This is a genomic window from Bacillus sp. FSL K6-6540, assembly GCF_038007545.1.
The window spans coordinates 5413980-5433275 of the sequence record NZ_JBBOXH010000001.1; the positions used below are offsets into that span (position 1 = coordinate 5413980).

Annotated in this window: 17 protein-coding genes; 3 read left to right on the forward strand and 14 right to left on the reverse strand. The window is 51.5% G+C overall.

What is annotated here, in order from left to right:
- Positions 1–24: 24 nt before the first annotated feature.
- Positions 25–1374, reverse strand: coding sequence for an aminotransferase-like domain-containing protein (locus tag MHH82_RS24070; protein WP_251497911.1), 1350 nt, complete (start codon positions 1372–1374; stop codon positions 25–27).
- A 168-nt stretch (positions 1375–1542) separates the two neighbouring features.
- Between MHH82_RS24070 and MHH82_RS24075 the strand changes: the two genes are divergently transcribed.
- Positions 1543–2526, forward strand: a complete 984-nt coding sequence (locus MHH82_RS24075) for a glycoside hydrolase family 43 protein (RefSeq protein WP_015736834.1) — start codon at positions 1543–1545, stop codon at positions 2524–2526.
- Positions 2527–2627: 101 nt separating this feature from the next.
- Here MHH82_RS24075 and MHH82_RS24080 read toward each other — a convergent pair whose 3' ends face one another.
- The 4 genes from MHH82_RS24080 to MHH82_RS24095 all read right to left on the reverse strand — a co-directional run bounded on the left by MHH82_RS24080 (position 2628) and on the right by MHH82_RS24095 (position 4938).
- On the reverse strand, positions 2628–3266 hold the full coding sequence (locus MHH82_RS24080) for an SdpI family protein (RefSeq protein ID WP_015736835.1): 639 nt from the start codon (positions 3264–3266) through the stop codon (positions 2628–2630).
- Positions 3250–3534 carry an autorepressor SdpR family transcription factor gene (locus MHH82_RS24085; protein ID WP_015736836.1) on the reverse strand — a complete coding sequence of 95 codons (285 nt, stop codon included), beginning with the start codon at positions 3532–3534 and terminating at the stop codon, positions 3250–3252. The genes MHH82_RS24080 and MHH82_RS24085 overlap by 17 nt, the downstream gene beginning before the upstream one ends.
- 227 nt (positions 3535–3761) lie before the next feature.
- Positions 3762–4265 carry a GNAT family N-acetyltransferase gene (locus tag MHH82_RS24090; protein WP_036660267.1) on the reverse strand — a complete coding sequence of 168 codons (504 nt, stop codon included), beginning with the start codon at positions 4263–4265 and terminating at the stop codon, positions 3762–3764.
- A 91-nt stretch (positions 4266–4356) separates the two neighbouring features.
- A complete protein-coding gene (locus tag MHH82_RS24095) occupies positions 4357–4938 on the reverse strand; it encodes a TetR/AcrR family transcriptional regulator (RefSeq protein WP_036660054.1) in 582 nt (193 codons plus the stop codon).
- Between the two features lie 279 nt (positions 4939–5217).
- On the opposite strand from MHH82_RS24095, the gene MHH82_RS24100 reads away from it, so the two are divergent.
- Positions 5218–6486 carry an MFS transporter gene (locus MHH82_RS24100; RefSeq protein ID WP_445661979.1) on the forward strand — a complete coding sequence of 423 codons (1269 nt, stop codon included), beginning with the start codon at positions 5218–5220 and terminating at the stop codon, positions 6484–6486.
- A 202-nt stretch (positions 6487–6688) separates the two neighbouring features.
- Here the strand turns inward: MHH82_RS24100 and MHH82_RS24105 are convergent, their stop codons facing one another.
- The 4 genes from MHH82_RS24105 to MHH82_RS24120 all read right to left on the reverse strand — a co-directional run bounded on the left by MHH82_RS24105 (position 6689) and on the right by MHH82_RS24120 (position 11444).
- Positions 6689–8170, reverse strand: a complete 1482-nt coding sequence (locus tag MHH82_RS24105) for a stalk domain-containing protein (RefSeq protein ID WP_340968153.1) — start codon at positions 8168–8170, stop codon at positions 6689–6691.
- A gap of 122 nt (positions 8171–8292) precedes the next feature.
- A complete protein-coding gene (locus MHH82_RS24110) occupies positions 8293–9594 on the reverse strand; it encodes a hypothetical protein (protein WP_015736841.1) in 1302 nt (433 codons plus the stop codon).
- Positions 9595–10057: 463 nt separating this feature from the next.
- On the reverse strand, positions 10058–10912 hold the full coding sequence (locus MHH82_RS24115) for an NAD-dependent epimerase/dehydratase family protein (RefSeq protein WP_340968160.1): 855 nt from the start codon (positions 10910–10912) through the stop codon (positions 10058–10060).
- A 349-nt stretch (positions 10913–11261) separates the two neighbouring features.
- Positions 11262–11444, reverse strand: a complete 183-nt coding sequence (locus MHH82_RS24120) for a GapA-binding peptide SR1P (RefSeq protein ID WP_009591018.1) — start codon at positions 11442–11444, stop codon at positions 11262–11264.
- A gap of 842 nt (positions 11445–12286) precedes the next feature.
- Here MHH82_RS24120 and MHH82_RS24125 point away from each other — a divergent pair.
- Positions 12287–12934 carry a hypothetical protein gene (locus MHH82_RS24125; protein ID WP_015736844.1) on the forward strand — a complete coding sequence of 216 codons (648 nt, stop codon included), beginning with the start codon at positions 12287–12289 and terminating at the stop codon, positions 12932–12934.
- Between the two features lie 385 nt (positions 12935–13319).
- On the opposite strand, the gene MHH82_RS24130 is transcribed toward MHH82_RS24125, so the two are convergent.
- The 5 genes from MHH82_RS24130 to MHH82_RS24150 all read right to left on the reverse strand — a co-directional run bounded on the left by MHH82_RS24130 (position 13320) and on the right by MHH82_RS24150 (position 19087).
- Positions 13320–13940: an SRPBCC family protein gene (locus tag MHH82_RS24130; protein WP_015736845.1), complete on the reverse strand. Its 621-nt coding sequence runs from the start codon at positions 13938–13940 to the stop codon at positions 13320–13322.
- A gap of 79 nt (positions 13941–14019) precedes the next feature.
- Complete coding sequence (locus MHH82_RS24135; RefSeq protein ID WP_015736846.1) at positions 14020–14988, reverse strand: helix-turn-helix transcriptional regulator; 969 nt, start codon at positions 14986–14988, stop codon at positions 14020–14022.
- Positions 14972–15157: a hypothetical protein gene (locus tag MHH82_RS24140; RefSeq protein WP_145037067.1), complete on the reverse strand. Its 186-nt coding sequence runs from the start codon at positions 15155–15157 to the stop codon at positions 14972–14974. The genes MHH82_RS24135 and MHH82_RS24140 overlap by 17 nt, the downstream gene beginning before the upstream one ends.
- Positions 15158–15345: 188 nt before the next feature.
- On the reverse strand, positions 15346–16266 hold the full coding sequence (locus tag MHH82_RS24145; protein ID WP_015736847.1) for an NAD(P)-dependent alcohol dehydrogenase: 921 nt from the start codon (positions 16264–16266) through the stop codon (positions 15346–15348).
- A 112-nt stretch (positions 16267–16378) separates the two neighbouring features.
- Positions 16379–19087, reverse strand: a complete 2709-nt coding sequence (locus tag MHH82_RS24150; protein WP_340970136.1) for a LuxR C-terminal-related transcriptional regulator — start codon at positions 19085–19087, stop codon at positions 16379–16381.
- Between the last annotated feature and the right edge of the window lie 209 nt (positions 19088–19296).

Here is a 19296-nt window from a genome sequence, read left to right on the forward strand (position 1 = left end):
GCTCCTTCGTTACACGATATGGCATTACCACAGATTTCCGATCTCCCGCTTTACTTCTTCCACTATAACACGAACCCCATCTTCGATCTGATCCAATCGCGCTCTGGAAATGCTGATTCGTATAAACTTTTCGCGCATCAGGTAGTCGGACAGATAAAACAGCTTGCCGGGAACCACATGAACGTTCCGTTCCTTCAGCCGCCTGATCAACCGCTCCAGGTTCACGGTCTGGGGCAGCTTGAACAGCTGATAGATACCGCCGTCGCCGGGCACGGCTTCAATGAACTCGGTTCCCTCGTACTGCCGTACCGCAGCGTTTAAAGCTTGCATTCTGGTTTCGTACTGGCTGTAAATTTTCTGTTTATGTCGCTCGTACATCCCGTTGCTGATATAAATTTCGAGTGCCGCTTGGGACAGCAGCGACGTATCCCCGTAACTTTTGTAGGCATGGAACGTTTCGAGCAAACGTTCCGGCAGGACGACGGCTCCTAATCGCAGTCCGGGAAAAATGATCTTCGAGAAGCTCTTCAGATACACCACGTGCGAGGATCTGTTGTACGCATAGATTGGATCGTATCCCCGTTCTTCGCCTAAATCGGCCATATAGTCGTCTTCCACAATATAAACGCGATATCGGGTCGCCAGGTTTGCAATGGCCTTCCTCTGCTCGGCGCCGTAGGAAGTGCCCAGCGGATTATGATATCTCGGCATCGTATAGAAAAATTTAATGCGCCCGGTTCGGAATTGCTCCTCCAAAGCCTGCAGATCGATGCCAACTGCCGTGCGCGCGATTCCGATAACGGGGAATCCCTCGTTCTCCAGAAACTTCAGGTAGTTATTGTAGCTGGGCTGTTCTACCAGAATGATGGACTTTCCGCCAGGGAACGGCATTTTCGCCAAGATCTCGAGGGCCTGCTGAGCGCCTGCCGTGACCACGGTTCTCTCTGCGGTAGTGAATACCTGATTTCCGGCCAGGTGAGAGACCAGGGTATGGCGAAGCTTCTCCATCCCTTGCGGATCGCCATAGGTAAACAGTTCATATTTATAGGTATCAATCGCCTTGTTCAAGCAATGTTGAAAATCCAGATACGGGAATACATGCACGTCCGGGGAGGCCGAAGAAAAATCGATCATCGCATGTACGCTCCCGTCCTCCTCCGATTTCGGACGGTCAACCACATAATACCCGCTTTGGGATACGGAATAAATCGCATGTCGTTTCTCAAGCTCCGCGTATGCCCGCAGTACGGTGCTGATGCTGCATCCGTACATGGCTGCCGCACGCCGCACGGAAGGCAGCTTCTGTCCCGGACGGTACTGTCCTTCCGAAATGTTGGTTTCCAGCTCCGTGAGAATGGACAAGTATTTTTGCATCGTGCACCTCCTGTCTTTCTATGCTTGATTATATCCGACTAAGCCTTCATCCCAAAAGATCTAATATTTTTAGGTGAAAAACCTAATTTTATTAGGTTTTTTGAGTGGAAAGCATCTGATAAAATAAATACAAGCGCTTACAATGCAACGATCCAAGGAGGAAACGTGATGACCAAGCCCGTACAGCCTAACGTACCGATCGTAACCCATATCTATACCGCAGACCCTTCCGCCCACGTATTCGAGGGTAAAATTTATATTTATCCATCCCATGACCTTGATCACGAGAACACGTCCAATGATAACGGTGACCAGTATGACATGGAAGACTACCATATTCTATCGCTGGATGATGTGAACGCTCCATGCGTGGACCATGGCGAAGCCCTCCATGTGAAGGATGTTCCATGGGCGAAAAAGCAAATGTGGGCACCGGATGCTGCCTTCAAGAACGACACCTACTATTTATACTTCCCTGCCAGGGATCATGACGATATTTTCCGTCTTGGCGTAGCTACAAGCTCTTCGCCTTCCGGTCCATTCAAGCCGGAGCCCCATTACATTCCGGGCAGCTACAGCATCGACCCTGCCGTATTCGTGGACGACGATAACCGGGCCTATATTTACTTCGGCGGCCTTTGGGGCGGACAGCTGGAACAATGGCAGACCGGATCGCACATTCCGGATGCGGAGGGACCTGCGGCAGATGCGCCTGCCATCGGACCGCGGGTCGCTGAGCTGAGCGACGACATGCTTACTTTTAAGGAGGCACCCCAAGAAATATCCATCGTGGATGAAAAGGGCAGCCCGATTGTTGCGGGGGATGAAGAGCGAAGATATTTTGAAGGGCCTTGGGTTCATAAATACAAAGGCACTTACTATCTATCGTACTCCACCGGATCGACGCACAAAATCGTCTATGCCACGAGTGAAAGTCCGACGGGCCCATTTGAGTTCAAGGGCACGATTCTGACACCTGTTATCGGCTGGACGACCCATCACTCCATTGTTCAGTTCCGGGACAAATGGTACCTCTTCTACCATGACAGCTCCCTGTCCGGCGGAGCTGACAACAAACGCAGCGTCAAATTCACCGAGCTGACCTACAACGAGGACGGCACCATCCAGACGATTGACCCATACGGCAAATAAGCCGTCACACACGTTCTGCCGTAAAATAAACAAGCTGACCCACATTATGGAGTCAGCTTGTTGTCGTTCGTGATATCGTTCATGCGTTGCAGCCCCGTCCGCTACACACCCTTTTTAAACAAAGAAAAGGAGTAAATTGCCGGAGCCGCCGCGATCAGAATTATGACAGGGACGATGGCGATGGCCAGGTTCACTTTCAGAAACGCCGTCAGGATCATGAAAGCTCCGCCTGCCATCCACAGATACCCGGCAAAACGATGCGTTTTATTCCAATTTTCCTGGCTGTTCAGCGTCCAAGGCAGCTTGATGCCCACCGTATAATTCTGTTTGCTCTTCGGCAAATAATTGCCGGTGACCACGAGCAGCATGCCCACGAGAGCCGGTGCAATCGTCTGGATCGGCAGCTCGGCCCCCATAGCCTTGAACAGCGTGATTGGCATGAGAATGAGAGACAGTGCGGGGATGAGCCATAGACCCATCGTTCTTAAAACCGGGGCAGCGTTCATTTTCTTAGGATCGTTGTTAAGCCCCACATTGACAATGACGTTAATAACCGCGGTAATCAACGGCAGCACAAACGCCGCAACCGCCTTCGGCACATAATTATCCGGATTGCCCGCCGCATTCCAGTGAACAGCCACTTGCTCAGGCAATTGGCTGTACAGCGTCATCGATAAAATAATCGGCAATAAGCATATCAGCGTTGTTATAACCAGCATCGAATTATTCTTTTTCCTCATCTTGTTTCCCCCCGTTAAATTGTGAAAACCACAGCATGATTTCTTCGAAGACGGATACGTTGATTTCATAGTAAATATAATTTTTATATTTTGTTTCAAATATCAGTCCGGCCTTCTTCAGCTGCGACAGATGATACGAAATGGTCGCCCCGGTCATATCGAAATGCTGACCGATCTCTCCGGCTGACATTTTCCCGCGTTTGAGCATAACCAGGATGTCCCGTCTCACCGGATCAGATAACGCCTTGAATGTTTCCGGAAATCCCAATGTGCATCACCCATATTTCTATTTAGAATTTCATCTAAATACATTATCGCTTATACCTGCATCCAATTGCAATACCTATTTTGAAAAAAATCTAAATAGAATGCAAAATGAGCAACCGGGCAAGCCCCATCGCCGTGGTCGTCGTTATTGTTTGCCAATAAACAACAAAAGCCCGCCACGGACCCGCATTACGCGCTGATCCATAGCAGGCTTGCTTCACGGCCTGTTTATCCAAGCACCTTCTCGAATACCGGAAAGCTTGCCGCTCTCCCTGGGAAATTCACTTCTCCCCGCAGATCATAACCTAAGCCTTGATACAGCTTAAGCGCAGCCGTATTCTTGGCATAGGTGTCCAGTCGAAGGCTTCGGTAACCCTGGCGTGCGCCATACTCCTCGGAGAAAGCTACCAATGTTCGCGCAATGCCCTGCCCGTGTGCTTCCGGATCGACGGCAAGGCGATGCATCATAAGATGCGGTCCCTCGTCCTGCTTCCAGCTAATGGTTTGGTACTGTTCTGCCTGCGATTCGTCGAGAACAACGATCCCTAAAATACGGCCTTCGCCTTCAGCCGCAAACAACGTTCCGCGCTGTAAATCCTCACCGATTACCTCCCGGTTCGGATATTGATCATCCCATTGATCGCTGCCTCCAGCCTGCATGACCGTAACGCAGCGTGCAACCAAAGCCATGATTTCCTGAAGGTCTTCTATCCGTCCCGTCCGTATGTTCATATTAATCGAAACACCTACTATTTTTTTTTAGAACAGTTTACTATGGTTGGACGGCTGCAACAACTCGTAACGCATGACCCTCGAAAGCATCCTATTTAAGCAATGTAAGAGTCACCTCTATCGTATTGTTTACGAAAGAGCGCTCCGGACGGGATTTCAACATCACGGTCAGCCCAATCAAGGATACGATGAGCGCTTGCGATAAAGCTTTGGCGTCTGTGCCCTTCGCAAGCTCGCCCGATTGTATGCCCCGCTCAATGGTTTCTTGGAATATGACCGCCAGATACATCTGATGCTCCCTTGTCAGAATTTCAAATTTCTCATCATGAGGCGCAAGCTCGACCATCGTGTTAATGCAAAAACATCCGCGGCTGCGGCTTTCGGCGTATTCCTCATCCACTACATTCTCAAAATAGGCTCGAAACGCATCCCTGACCGATCGATGATTTTGCAGCCTGGTTCGCACCTCGGAAGCATGCCCTCTCGTGTATTTGCGCAGCGCGGTTTCGAACAGCTCTTTTTTGTCTCCGAACGCAGAGTAAATACTGGGCCGCTGAATACCCATTCTGGAGGTCAAATCGCTTAATGAAGTAGCCTCATATCCCTTCTCCCAAAACAGCTGCATCGCGGCATCCAATACCTTCTCTTCATCAAATTCGCGGACTCGTCCCATCGTTAATTACCTCTCGTTACTTTAGATTTAAAGGAAAGCTCGATGATCACAGGCGGTAAGCAAATAGTTTAATTTCATTACCAATCAGTAAAGTAATTTTAAGATCTCCGAATACTTTTGTCAAACACCGAACATCCGATTTTTACATTTATATCAACACCCGCAAGTATAATTTTAATCATTTCAATAAACGTATTGACATGAATTGTCATTGTGGGATATATTTATCGATGATTTTATCATACCGATCAGTACACAAATAACGAAAGGATTGGATGCATGAAAATGGAGGGAATGCTGGATAAAAAAGCGGCCCGTAACGAAACGGGGGCTGATACGTCACAGGGGGCGCCAAGTTCGTCTGAAGGCATTTATGCTGCTCCAATGACTCGTTACGTGACGTTATTGTTTGCGATTGCCTGCGGCATGTCCGTTGCTAACATCTACTTTGCACAGCCGCTGCTCGATCAGCTGTCAATCGAGTTCAACATGGATTATTCCATCATCGGCATTGTGATTACCGTCACGCAGGTCTTCTATGCATTGGGACTGCTGCTGCTCGTCCCTCTGGGAGATTTACTGAACCAGCGCCGATTGATTATCGGTCAGATGACGATCTCCGCAGCAGCTCTAGTTATCGTTGGTACTGCTTCCTCTGGTGCGATGCTCTTCGCAGGCTTGGCTTTGGTGGGACTGCTTGCCGTTGTGACGCAGACCATCGTGGCATTCGCGGCAACTATGGCTGCCCCTGCTGAAAGAGGGCGTGTCGTCGGCATGGTAACCAGCGGAATTGTGATTGGGATCCTTCTTGCGCGAACCTTTTCGGGAATCCTGAAGGATCTTGCAGGATGGCGCTTCGTTTATCTGGTTTCGGCTGCTTTGATGCTGCTCATGGTCTGCGCATTATATAAGGTGCTGCCAAATGCTGCGCACAAGGTAAAGACTCTTTCTTATGCTCAACTGCTTAAGTCGGTATGGATGTTGTTCCTGCAAGAACGGCTATTACGTATCCGCGCTGTGTTGGCTATGCTGATTTTTACGGCTTTCAGCATGTTGTGGACCCCATTGGTACTGCCTCTGAGCTCGCCGCCGCTATCCCTTTCGCACTCGGCTATCGGGGCGTTCGGCCTCGTGGGCGTCGTAGGGGCATTGGCTGCAGCAAAGGCCGGTAAGCTGGCCGATCGAGGTTATGGACAGCGAACGACGGGAATTGCATTGTTCCTGCTATTGCTGTCATGGCTGCCCATCGGCTACACGGAACGGTCGCTGTTCGCCTTGGTCATTGGCATTATTCTGTTGGACTTGGCGGTACAGGCCGTGCATGTCACGAATCAGAGCATGATTTTTGCATTGCGGCCGAAGGCGCGCAGTCGGATCGTTGGCGGCTACATGATGTTCTACTCCATCGGAAGTGCTGCCGGTTCCATAACTTCGACCCATGTTTACGCGCACTTCGGCTGGCATGGGGTATGCGTGCTCGGGGCCTCCGTCAGCGCTGTTGCTCTTATTTTTTGGGCCGTGACCAAAGGCGCTAAAGGTGCCCACTGATAGTAATTCAAACTACAAAAGATCGCTTTCCTGTGAAACGGGGTGGCGATCTTTTAGAATATCCACGAACAGTGGCGATCTTCCAGCCCATACGCCAATTATTTTGGAAGCTCTCTATTTATTGTTATGGATGCAGTTCCTATGGATGCAGTTCCTCAAAATAACGAAAGACACGCCGTTTGGGCGTGCCTTCATCCTATTCTTATGGCGTTTTCCCCAGAATCACTTCGCCTGTCGTCTTATTCCAGGACATCGGAATGCCAAGTTTTGATGTGATCAACTCCAATGGGAACATGGTCGAATTCGCCAGGAATGGAACGCTGGCATCTTCTCGCGTCACCTTCCCGTTCACCAATACAACGGCAGGATCACTGGATTTAATGGATACGGTATTTCCGCCATAAGAGAAAGACCATATCGGAAACCGCTGATTTCCGTGTTTCGGATCCGGATTGGACTGTCCGCGCTTCACTTTGATCCCCAGGGCTTCAAATACGCTATTATACGGTACATACAGCTTGCCTTCCACCATGGCAGAAGAACCGTAGAAGCTAACCGTTTGTCCGTTTACCGTCCAAGATAAAGGAGGCTGCACCATGACCGGATTCCCATCGTTCTCGTTAGGCGAGCCGCTGCCTTGATATTTCTCTTCTCCCCAAGCCAGCACCTTGCCGTCCTGATTGGTTGCATAACCGGTATATCCCTTGCTTCCCCAAAGTGCCGTTATACCTGTCAGACCTTTCACTCGAAAAGGCTTTGCCGTCGGATCGTTGTAATTCCACTGCCAGACCGTGCCGTCGTTTTTAAGCATAAATAAACGGTTGTTCCCCGTTCTTATCTCTTGGATATCGTTTAATCCCTTCACCGCAGCCGGCGCTTGCTGCTTCGTATTCACATTCCAGCGCAGCACCGTCCCGTTCTCATGCAGCAGAAACACGTCATACCAATGCGCGGCGATTCCGGTAATGGAGGAAGCAACCAGCGGTTTAACTTCGCGAAACTCGCGTTCCAGGCGGAACCGGTCGTAGAAACTATTATATACCGTTAACATATCGACGCTGCCGTCTTTACCGAGAATCAGGGCCTCATGTCCGGCGACCACTATTGTTTTTGCATTCGTGACTCCCTTGATAGGAAAGTATTTTAACGTCATCTTTAAATGATCATTCGGATCAAACGTCGGACTCCATATCGTTGCAGACCCATCCTTATGCAATGCGACAGAACCATGGTTTGAAATGGCCAGGCTGGCTACATCCTTAAGTCCTTCCAGCTTGATCAGCCCTCCCCTTTTTTGGAAAGGCAACAACGGATCCCCGTTAATATAAGGCGAGTAATAATCGCCCCAAGCCCACACGTCCCCGTTCTTGTCCAAGGCAAATGAAGAATTGTCGCCTGCCGCCACCTGAATAATATCAGTCAGACCCGCGACTTGCTTGGGCACCAATTGATGAATGCTGGTCCCGTCACCTACTTGACCTGACTTGTTATAACCCCAGGCGGTCACGGAGCCGTCGCTCCATGCCGCAACACCATGTCCGCTGCCCCCAGCCACGCTTACCGGTATGGAGCGGGAATCTACATTCGTTGCTTCCGCTGCTCCCGCAGCGCCCAGCACCGTACAATTGACTGCTAATAGTATCGTCACTAATATAAAAGCTACTCTGCCATTCAATTTCTTCATGAATGAGGCCTCCAATTCTCACTATAATGGTATATACTACCATATCAAAAGATGGTAGGGAAAAAATAGTATACCCGCTGCTGATAGCTAGAAGCCGTTACTCAAACATGGCAGGATTCAGCCTATGTTTGTTGGAATAGAGTTGCCGTGACCTTGCAGTCCGCGCACAGGAACATATAATAGATGCCTTCCCCGTACTCCTCGATCTGTTCCCAATCCAGCTGCCCGATGAATGTCATGCTTCGGGAACAGCAAGGGCAGGAAGGATAGACGGCGTCCTGGATCCAAGCCGGATAACCGCCGATTTGCGAGACCGCCGGACCGAGCACCCAATAGGCGGCATAATAGCTGCTGCGAGGCTTGTCCGCAATCCGCAAGGAGCGTCCCGCGGACGTAAAGCTTCGCTCATCCTCCCCGGAATCAGGCCCAGGCACATATTCCGGTTTAATATTAGTCTGGCTCCATTCGGATTTTCCGTGGAAATCCACATCCATGTAGATCGTATCGTAACAACTGCAGATCACGCAGGTGCTCACCCGAAGCCTCTCTCCGGACAACCCCAGGAATCGAAGCTTCGGATGGCTGATGTCCAGATCTGCCAAAATGGTCAGGCTGCTTCCGCACCATGGACAGGAAGCGGAATCCTCCTTCAAAAATTGTGCGGGCTCGGGTTCCGCTGCATAAGTGCTTTCTGATGGCACTATTTTCGCTATGGCGTAGCTGTCATGGTAGTATAGTCGGCGCTTGCTCCCATTCTCCGTGAGCTCCCAGCCCCCCTCATGCGCATAAGCTTCAGGCGGGACATACAGCTCCTTAGCCCAAGATGGAGGATCGGACCTCCATTCTTGAAATTGGCGCACAACCTGATCATCGCCGATCCAAGCCAAGGCCAAGAGCAGATGGTTGCGGTTATCCTTGTCCTGTTCCACTTGTTGAAGCAGTTCATCCCGGCTATGGACAGATGCATCTTTGAATAAAATGCCGGGGTAATAGATCCCCCGCTCCAGCAGTATCGGTATGCAGGATTCAAACGAGTAGTCCCGATAGCAGATCAGGGACACAAGAATCTCCTGGCAGGTGTCCTCATCGCCCGATTCGAGCAGTTCAAGGGCTGCATTCAGCATGCGGTTGGCATCACCCGCAGATAAAGCGGAATATACCTCTTCTCTTTTCAGATGATAGGGAATATATCGGATTAATGGATCACGCTTCACCGGGGCATGCATGATCTTAAGGATCTCTACCGGGTCCGTTATCCCCTCGTACAAGTCGATATCTCTCCGGTGCTGTTCTATGTAACGCTGCCGTTCTGCGCGCTCCATCTCCTGCTTGCACGGCATGCAATAACCTCCGGTTTTGGCCGCGGTTGCCGGCAATATCGTTGCCGAACATCCTTCGCTACGGCATGGCAGCCGTTCTGTCATGCGGTCCCCTCCTTATTCTAGTAAGTTCACTCAGTTGGAGCCCGGCCCCTATTCTATGGTAAGTCCACCTCAGCTGGAGCCCGGCCTGTTTTCTCATGGCCATGAATTTCCTCTATTAACTATAGCTTTCTTTTCATTCCCATATCAACAAGGAGCTCTCTTATCTTCGGGATCTATCACCACAAGAAAGGCGAGATCCGTTAACGTCTATGAATACGCAATATTCAACGGAAACGCATATTACCGAAAATAGCGATCCTTCATGAAGCATATGGCCGACCAGCCATCCAAGCATGCCCCGAACCACGCATCGTGCGCGCAGGGAGCAGTGCGCACGATGTACAAAAACCTGTTACATCAGGGAGTTGTTCACGCAGAGAAATGAAAACGAGAAAGGGGGGAATGCATACTCCGAGCGTATCAACTCTTAAACGCCAGCCTGGCGGCGGACAGTTAAGCTCTTTCACCTCAGCGATTGCGCTAGTCCGGTTCGCCACGTGGGATGGAGCGGCTGCCAGCCATACTCCTTCTGGGCTTTGGCGTTGGATGCGCCGCGCTCGCCGCGCTTGCTCCCCGCTTGATAGGCCGGGGCTGGTGCTTGCAGCGCATCGGCATACACCGGCAGCCATGCCGTTCCCGCAGCAGGCTCATCGTCAACGATGTTGACCGGGCCTGACGGCCAGTCCAATGCCAGCAGAGCGGCAATCGCCGCATCCTCGACATGGAGAAAGGACTGAACGCCATCCGTTGCCGGCAGAGCTCGACTTCGTACTTTTTCCGCCATGATTCCGTTGGCGTCGTACCACGTGCCGGGTCCGTAGAACATTCCGTACCTTAGAATGACGTGGCTCGGCATTTGGGCAACGGCATGCTCCAGCGATACGATACCGTCTATCGTCGACTTGCGAGGCGCAGGCGCCTGAACATCCAGGGGGGCGTCTTCGGTGGCGGGATGCTCTCCCGGCTCGTACGCCCAAGCAATGCTCTGGGCAATCATTCGCTTAACGCCATGGATTTGGGCGGCTTCCACCAAATGACGCGTCCCCTCTATCCGAATCCTGGCATTATCCTCCAGATTCCATCGGCTTAACGAAGTAAGCTGATGGATAATGACATCCGGCCGGATCTCCCCGATTGCGGCGATCATTCCTTCGCGGTCAAAAGCATCCGCAACGATCCCTCTTGCTCCCCAGGATTCGATCAACCCTTTACCCTGATTATTGCGGGTCATGCCTGTAACCTTATGACCGGCTTGCACCAGCTTGGGAAGCAGCTGCTGGCCGATGACTCCCGTAGAGCCTGCAACAAATATGTTCATATAAACTGACAACCTCCTGTTTGTTAGATATAAAATGAATGGAACCCTTCCCCTTCGAGAGTGAAAGACATTAAGGGGTCCTGGTCCTGTCGGAAATTGGAATTGCAGTTCCATCTTAGCATGATGGATAAGCATCCTTAAGGGCCACTTTTCATCGGGCAGATCGTGCCAATTCATCCCCGGCGCAGATGATCAACACGGTTAACCCGGAAGCAGCCAAAGCGAGTCAAGCGCACTACAAACTCTTTTTAGCCAAGCCGGGTGGATCCTCGCCGTATTCGCATAACACAAAAACGCACCACATAAAAGCGGCGCGTTCACTTGAGAATAATAGCCGGTTCCCGTCCATTTACTCTTCTTCTGTTACATCACGTATCGACGCATTCGTAGCGCTGCGCTGCTGCCGGCATTCCGGTTGATTGCATACGCCATAAAAGGTCGCGATTCGATTCGTATCCACCGTATCGATTAGAGCGTTGCAATGTCTGCATAGGATGACACCCATATTCACCTTTTTAACGGAATGGTTCATGCTTCACTCATCCTCTCTTGGTATCAGATTTGTGTTCAGAACTTCCCAGCCATGTGCTTCCTGCTTACCTACAGACCGAACCTCCATTTCCGCTTCTTCTCTTTGGGTTCGATTCACCTCCAATTAAGCATGTTAAATATGAATCGGTTGTAATTAATGTACACCATAAATATATAATACACAATATATATTAAAAAAATAGTTATTTTCATCATATATGACGTCATATTAAATAGACTTTCGTTCCGTGTCTCCTCAGTGTCTATCATGCCTTGTGGAGCGAAAATGTCGCAGTCATTGAGTTTTTAATCGGTTGCGCTGGGATACTTCATGAAGCTTCCCAGACAAGATCAGATAATCGGTGACGAAAGATAATTGTCGCTCAGAGCCTAATTCGGTGAATATCTCAAAGTTATTTGGGTTTTCAATTGCTAGTGCTGGTTGGATACTTCACCTCACCTCTTATACCGATGAGCTCGTACCAGAGGTACCGAAAGAAACGAGTTTCATCTGATGTCTGCTTGGAGGCTTATAGTGAAACCAATAAAAAAGCCCCATGATTTAGGCAGCATTGCATCGGCTTCTCATCAGGGGCATTTTTTCATGGTCGTTATAGACTGATGTAATTAGGATCCGAATATCGGTATCCATTCAATCATGAGAACAATACCTATTGCTAAACCCGCAAAACACAAGTTATACTACCCAACATAAGGACGTGAAGAACACGCCGCTTCTATGCAAAGTACCCCAATGAAGGATTGGGGTTACATTGTATGGGGCGGCTTTTTTATTTTCTAGCAAAATCGCATTCCGTCTTATACTGAGGAGGGTAACTGATCATGTCACGGTTCGATCAACAATATGAGCTCTGGATACACACGAATATCCTCAATGAAAAGAATCCCCGCAGGCTCGAAATCCTTAATAAAGGCCTAGGCCATGGCACCGTGGAGTTTCTGCGTTCCGTATGGTTTCCAGCGATCGGTCATTTCAATGACTTGCATCCGGAATGGGAAGTACGCGATTTCAGCAATGGTTATCGTTATTTGGACCTAGCCTATATGCCAGGTGATGCTAGAGGAGGCATCGAAATACAAGGGTACGGACCGCATGCCCGCGATCTGGACGTCAGAAGGTTTAAGGATTTATGCCGCCGTCATTGTTTATTGGCACTGGATGGCTGGACATTCCTTCCCATAGCCTATCCCTCCATCGTCGAAGAGCCAAAGCAGTGCCAGCAGCTCATCCTATCCTTCGTCGGCAGATTCGTTGCAACCGATGTACCTGCATCATTAAGCTGGCTGGAGGCTGAAGCTGTGCGATTTGCCCGTCGACTTCTGCGCCCGATAACCCCTTTGGAACTCGCTAATCATCTTAGGGTGAGTGATCGGCATACTCGACGCTTATTGCATAAACTGGTCGAGCTCCGGATTCTGGACATCGCAAGCGGAGAACAACGAGCCCGGACCTATAAACTCCGCTTGTAAATGGTAGTAATGATGGGGGCATAATATTTATTGGAAGAAGAGGCGCAATATTCCAACCGGGAATATGAGGACAGCAAGGAGGGGGCTTGTGAATTGGGTACCGGCCATATTGCAGATATCCAAGAGAGAATATTAGTTGCACTAAGTGGACACCAGATCCGTTATTTCGAAAAAAACAGCCACTTTATCCGAACTTCCGGACACAGGATCCGCTATTTACTCTAAACACCATGATTATCAGCCATTTTCTAAGTAATAGCGGATCTGGTGTCCTCATATAACCCAAAATTCGCCATTTAAGACCAAATAGCGGAACCTCGGTCCTCATCAGTTGCAACGGTCACCAACGCGAGCCCGTACCTACAAAATAACGGAACCTCAGTCCTCAAACCTCACTACTTCTGCCCTCCACCTGATGCTGGATCTCAATCAGCGTCTCATCCCAAAAACGCCTCATGATCTCTCGCACATAAACGTCATCCAACATCTCCTGATGGATCGCGATGGTCGTGTTTCCCGTTTTCGTGGACAGCACATAGATTTGCAGCCGGGACGGGTTGTCCCACTCCTTACGTTTCCAGGTCAGGCGCAGCTTATGGTAAGGGACGACTACCGTAATTTTGCCGGACACGCCTTCCTTTGACTCATACTCCTGCCCGACCCGCAGTTCCAGAGAAGGGACAGCTCCGATCCATAATGACAGGCCCTCTGGAGACGTGAGGAAATCCCACAAGCTCTCCTTCGTCACGGCCATCGTTTTCCTGACCCCGAACTGAACCCCGGCATCTTTCGTAACCCCGACAGGCATCCGGCCCATCAGCTGTTCGTACATCGTCGCGATCCATTCGCCCCACTCCCCGGATACCTGATGCTGCTCGACAATGTGGTTTCTGATCTGCTCATGGGACCAGAGCGGGTCCACTTCCTGCCCAAGGGCTACGACCCATGCTTCCCACGAACGTTCCGTTGCCTTTATCACTTCTTGTTTAAAAATGGAGCCAACCATCGCGCGCTCTCCTCCTGATACGATCTGATGGAGTTCATTATATAACACAAACACTGACAAAGAAGGTCAGTGTTTATCATCAGCTTTGATAATATTTGAATAACGACTCGGCAATATCGGCCAAACCTGATTTCAGCTCCTCGGGCCCGACGATGCGAATCTTACCGCCGAAGGATAGAAGATAGTAGGCAACTTGCGTATACAACGTAGACTCATCCAGTCTAAACACCGCCTCCTCCGCCGTACGTTCGACGAGCGCGTGGCCGAGCAGCCAATGCCCGCATAAATCGTCCAAAGCTTGGGGGATGCCTTGGATATGCACGGAAACCAAATGGGGATTGGATTCGGAGCCTTGCTCCGTCAACAGGCTGTCCAATAAAAATTCACGCGGGGAAAATGTCGCCGGGCGGTCAAACACGACGTCGGTAGGTCGAATCTGGCCCATGCGGTCGACACGGAAGGAGCGAATTTCACCGCGCAGATGGCAATAGCCAACTGCATACCATTTGCTCTTCCAGTGAACGAGCCCATAAGGATCTAAGGTCCGTGTCTGCTTAACGCCATCATAGCCTGTTGTGTAATCGATCTCAAGACTGGTTTGCCGGTCGATCCCGGCTTCGATCTCATGCAGTATGGAGGTAAGCCCGGAGGCTGCAGGCGGATGGATGGCCTCGATACTGTTCTCCTGTTGCTCCAAACGCTTCAACTGCTCCGGATTCGTATATCGTTTGATTTTGGATATGGCCCGATTCAGCGGCTCTTCGGATGGATACCCAGCTTCCCGGGCGAATGCTGCTGCATGAAGAAGCGCTTTTTGCTCATCGGCATCAAAAAACAAGGGCTCAAGCTTGATATGATCCGGAATGGAGTACCCTCCGTCGCGTCCCATCTCCGAAATGACAGGCACTCCCGAAATGCAGAGGGCATCGATATTCCGGTAAATCGTTCGGATGTGAACGCCCAGTTCCTCCGATAGCTGTTTTGCCGAAATTCTTTTGCGCGATTTCAGCAGCCAAAGAATTGCCAGCATATTATCCGCTTTGGACATCGTGTGCAGCCGTCCTTCCCTTGGAATTCCTTCGTTTGCCGTTTGTTCTATTATATCTCACTTCCTTAGAAGGTTTGGAGATATTCTTCCTGCTGCTGCGCTCTGACGTTGTCCAGCGCTCCCAATGAGAAAAGCCGACCCGCTGCAGGATCGGCCTGATTTTGTACATCGTGCACACTACTCCCACGCGCACGGTACGTGGTCAGTGGCATGCTTGGATGGCTGTCGACTAGATGTAACGGAAAGATGATGCCCTGCTTCATCGGCTGTCATACTCATGCGCACCGTGAATAACGACGTTTCCTCATTCATCGGCTGTCATACTTCATGCGCATCGCGAAGTCAACTTTTCTTTCCTCAATGATCATGCCCCACCGTGATGACAACACTGCCCCTCTTACGCCCTGTATCCGCGTATCGGTGTGCCTCGGCGATTTGCTCCAATGCATACCTTCTATCGATGACCGGTTTGATCTTCCCTTCCCCAAGCAGATCCGTAAGCCGTCGCAAATCCTCCATCAGCACCTTGGCTACTCCCTGCCCTTCTACCGTTACATAACTCCCGCCCGCGGCAAGCAAATGCTTGCAACGGGATTTCGGCAGTTTGCCGACCGCGTCCAGAATGATGTCGTACCGATCCCCGCTTTTCGAAATATCCTCTTGGGTATAATCCACGACTTGGTCGGCTCCGAGCGACTTCACCAGCTCTACATTCACGGTGCTGCAAACGCCGGTAACCACGGTTCCCGCATGTTTGGCAAGCTGTACGGCTAAATTCCCCACCGCGCCGGATGCACCATAGATCAGAACCTTGTGCCCCTGCCGGATGTTCGCTTTTCTAAAAAAATGCAGGGCCGTCGTCCCTCCGAAAAAGATCGCGGCCGCATCGTCATAAGTCACGTGCTCCGGCTTCATTACGATCATCCCGTCTTCGTGCATACAGATGTACTGCGCATACGTGCCAAATCGCATTCCCCTGAATGCCAGAACCTGATCGCCGATCTTGAACCGTGTAACATCCTGGCCTATCGCTTCCACTTCCCCCGCCAGCTCCACCCCGAGAATCGGTTGTCTCGGCTTCCTCAGACCCAGCACCAATCTCATGGGAATTTTATACAATAGAGGACTGCGAAATCCCCGCACGCGGCAATCCCCCGAATTGACGGTAGTGGCATAAATTTTGATCCGAACTTCGTGATCCTTAGGAATAGGCTTCGCTACCTCCTGGAGCTGTAACACCTCCGGTGGTCCGTATGCGGTGCATACCATTGCTTTCATGGGTTTCCTCCAAACCTGCTTTTGCAATCAGTATATCTGCCGAGACGCACCGGGATATAGATACTTTAGTATGGTTTTCGAATAAAATACGGTATTCAAACCGGGCTGTCACCTACAGCAAGCCCAGCTCGCGCGCACGCGCAACAGCTTCGGTACGGCGGGTAGCCTGAAGTTTATCGAATATGATCCGGTTATGCCCTTTGACGGTACTAAGCGCAACAAAAAGCTTTTCGCTGATCTGACGATTGGAAAGTCCTTGGGCAATGAGACGCAGCACCTCCAATTCCCGTCGGCTTAGGGGCTCTATCAGAGACTCTGCAAGCTGAAGCTGGCTTGGAGAGGACTTGCCCGCGCTTTCCAGTCCTTCCATCTCAAAAGCATGCAGCAGCTTCTCCAGATAATCATGCATCGGTTGGGTTCCGGTTGCATCTCGTATCGGTTGGCTGGCAGATGCTGCTCTGAGCAGCTCCTGCATCGGCGGCCCTTCATCGATGAATAACCGGATAAAACCGCCGGGCTCGGCCTTCGCCACAGCCTTTGCGGCGATCCGGGCAGCTTTCAGCCTATCGCCCTGGGCATGCAGAGCCAGGGCCAGCACAACCATGACCTTGAGCTGCTCGTCGGCCCATTCCTTAGCTTCCATCTGCGCCCGCAAGGGTTCGATGATCGCCAGGGCGGCCCCCGCGTGCCCTTTAGCCAACAAAACTCTGGCCTGGCTGAGACGGAGCCCATGCTCCTGCGCCAGCTGGGAGGCTTCACCGAAATTACCTTGTTGAAGCAGGACAAGCACCTGAGCTTCGGCAATGAAGGGCAGCTGACTCATGAACTGCTGCTGACGCCCGAGGCGATCCGCTTTAGCTAACATGGCGGCTGCTTCCCTCACTTCTCCTCGCGATAGCTTCAGCCTCGCTAGAAACACCTCGCAAGCCACGGCTCTGTCGGTTTGATCAAACTGCGCGGCTAATTGAAGGGCCTTCAGCCCATGCCGTTCAGCGGCATCGAGATCGTTCCACTCACTGCAGATTCGGGCCAGGCCCAAATGCGCTTCGCATGCTGCCGGCGGCGGAGGGTCACCCGCCAACTCCAGAACGCGTCGATAGGTCACGGCCGCTGCATATAATTGATCATCCGCTTCCTGAAGAAGTCCGAGTCCTAGCGTTGCCATCATGGCGATCATGAAATGTCCGATCTTCTGACTGATGGCAACGGCCTCATGATAAGCCTGCCCTGCCGCGGCACGATCGCCCTGGAGCTGGTAAGCGTATCCCAGCGTCCACATCGCGGCCGTGCGGACAGGCAGATTATGCGGACTTAAATATTCCAAGGCCCGTCGCGATTCCGTCATGATGACTTCCGGCTGATGCTTGCTGACGGCAAGCGTGGCACGTATGGAGGCAATATGTCCGATAAGATCCCGGATATTGCCGTCCTCCCCGGCTTGCAGATGAACCTCGGCAGCTTGAAGTTTATGTTCGACGCCGTTCATTTGGCCGACCATCAGGAGAGCGGAGGCATGCATGACATAAAGCGCGGGCCTTGCGTCCAATTCCGCCTTCGGCAGGGAATCCAGCCAATCGAGCACAGGGTGGATTGCTCCACGGAAGACCAGGGGCATCCCCTCCCCTTCAATCAGACGCGCGGCCCGATCCACATCCTTCGCGGCAATCGCATGCTGGAAAGCTTCCAGCAGAAGCTCATGTCGTTCATGCCAGTCGCTGGCACGGCGATGCAAGTCGGACACATCCCTCTTCCCGCCAACCGCAGAGACACCCTTTCGGGACAAACGCTGCCGCAGCGCATCCAAGAACAAGTGATGATACCGGTACCAGCGCCTCTCGTTATCTAGCGGAACGATAAACAAGTTGGCCCTCTCCAGGTACTCCAAGGTTTCTTGTCCGGAAACGGCGGTCACCGGGGAATCGCCGGCTTCCCCCTGTAGCACGTATTCGCACAAGGAACCGCACATCCGGTCGAGAAAGGAGGTGCGCAGCAAAAAATCCTGCACGCTCTCAGGCTGCTGCTGCAGCGCTTCTTCAATCAGATAGTCCAGCACGTAATGGTGACTGCCGCTGAAGGATCGAATGAAGCTGGCAGCGTCTGGATGGCCCTGCAAGGACAGCGCCGCTAACTGCAGGCCGGCGATCCAGCCTTCCGTACGGGATTCAAGAAGCGCCGCATCCTCCCTTGACAGGTCCAGCCCCATCACCTGCCACATGAATTCGGAGGTTTCAGTGGAGGTGAACCGCAAATCCGGTGTCCGCACTTCCGTCAGCTGGTTCCTAGAACGGAGCCGGGCCACGGGCAGATCGGGATCCTTGCGGCTGGCAATAACCACATGCATCTGCGGCGGCATGTGCTCAATGAGAAAGCCAAGGGTGCGGTCTATCGGTTTGGAATCAAGCACGTGGTAATCATCCAGCACGAGAATGAAACGGTCCGGCTTGGCCGTGATTTGATTCAGCATGGCCGTCACGATGGCTTCGACCGGCAGAGGATGCGGTGACGGCGCGTGGAGTGTACTCACCATCCTCTCTCCGACATCAACCCCGATGGTTTGCAGGGCAGCCAAGAGGTAAGTTAAAAATCTGGATGGCTCCCGGTCCCCCTTATCCAATGACAGCCAGGCGACGGGCTGCGGGCAGCCCCCGATCCATTGGCTGAGCAGCGTGGTTTTGCCGCAGCCAGCAGAGGCGGAAATCATGGTCATCTTCCGGTGCTGACGCAGCCCCTCGTTCAAACGTTCGATCAGCCTGGGACGAAGGACAGCCTGGGACCGGGGAGAAGGAATATATAATTTCGTGGACAAAATCGTCGTGGACATCATAACCCCCGATATGCCGTCATTGCAGCAGTTTTCAACTTATTGTTTACTATGTTTAAGTGTTCGACGGATGCAGGGTTTTCCCTCTTATGCGCTACATCCGCCCGCTGCAGTCGAACCGAAAGCATGATTGGAAGGATTAGGCATGCGATGAAAGATTTTATAATTAGAGCGCTTTAACAGGAGTCCGATTCAAAGGCGAGGTGATA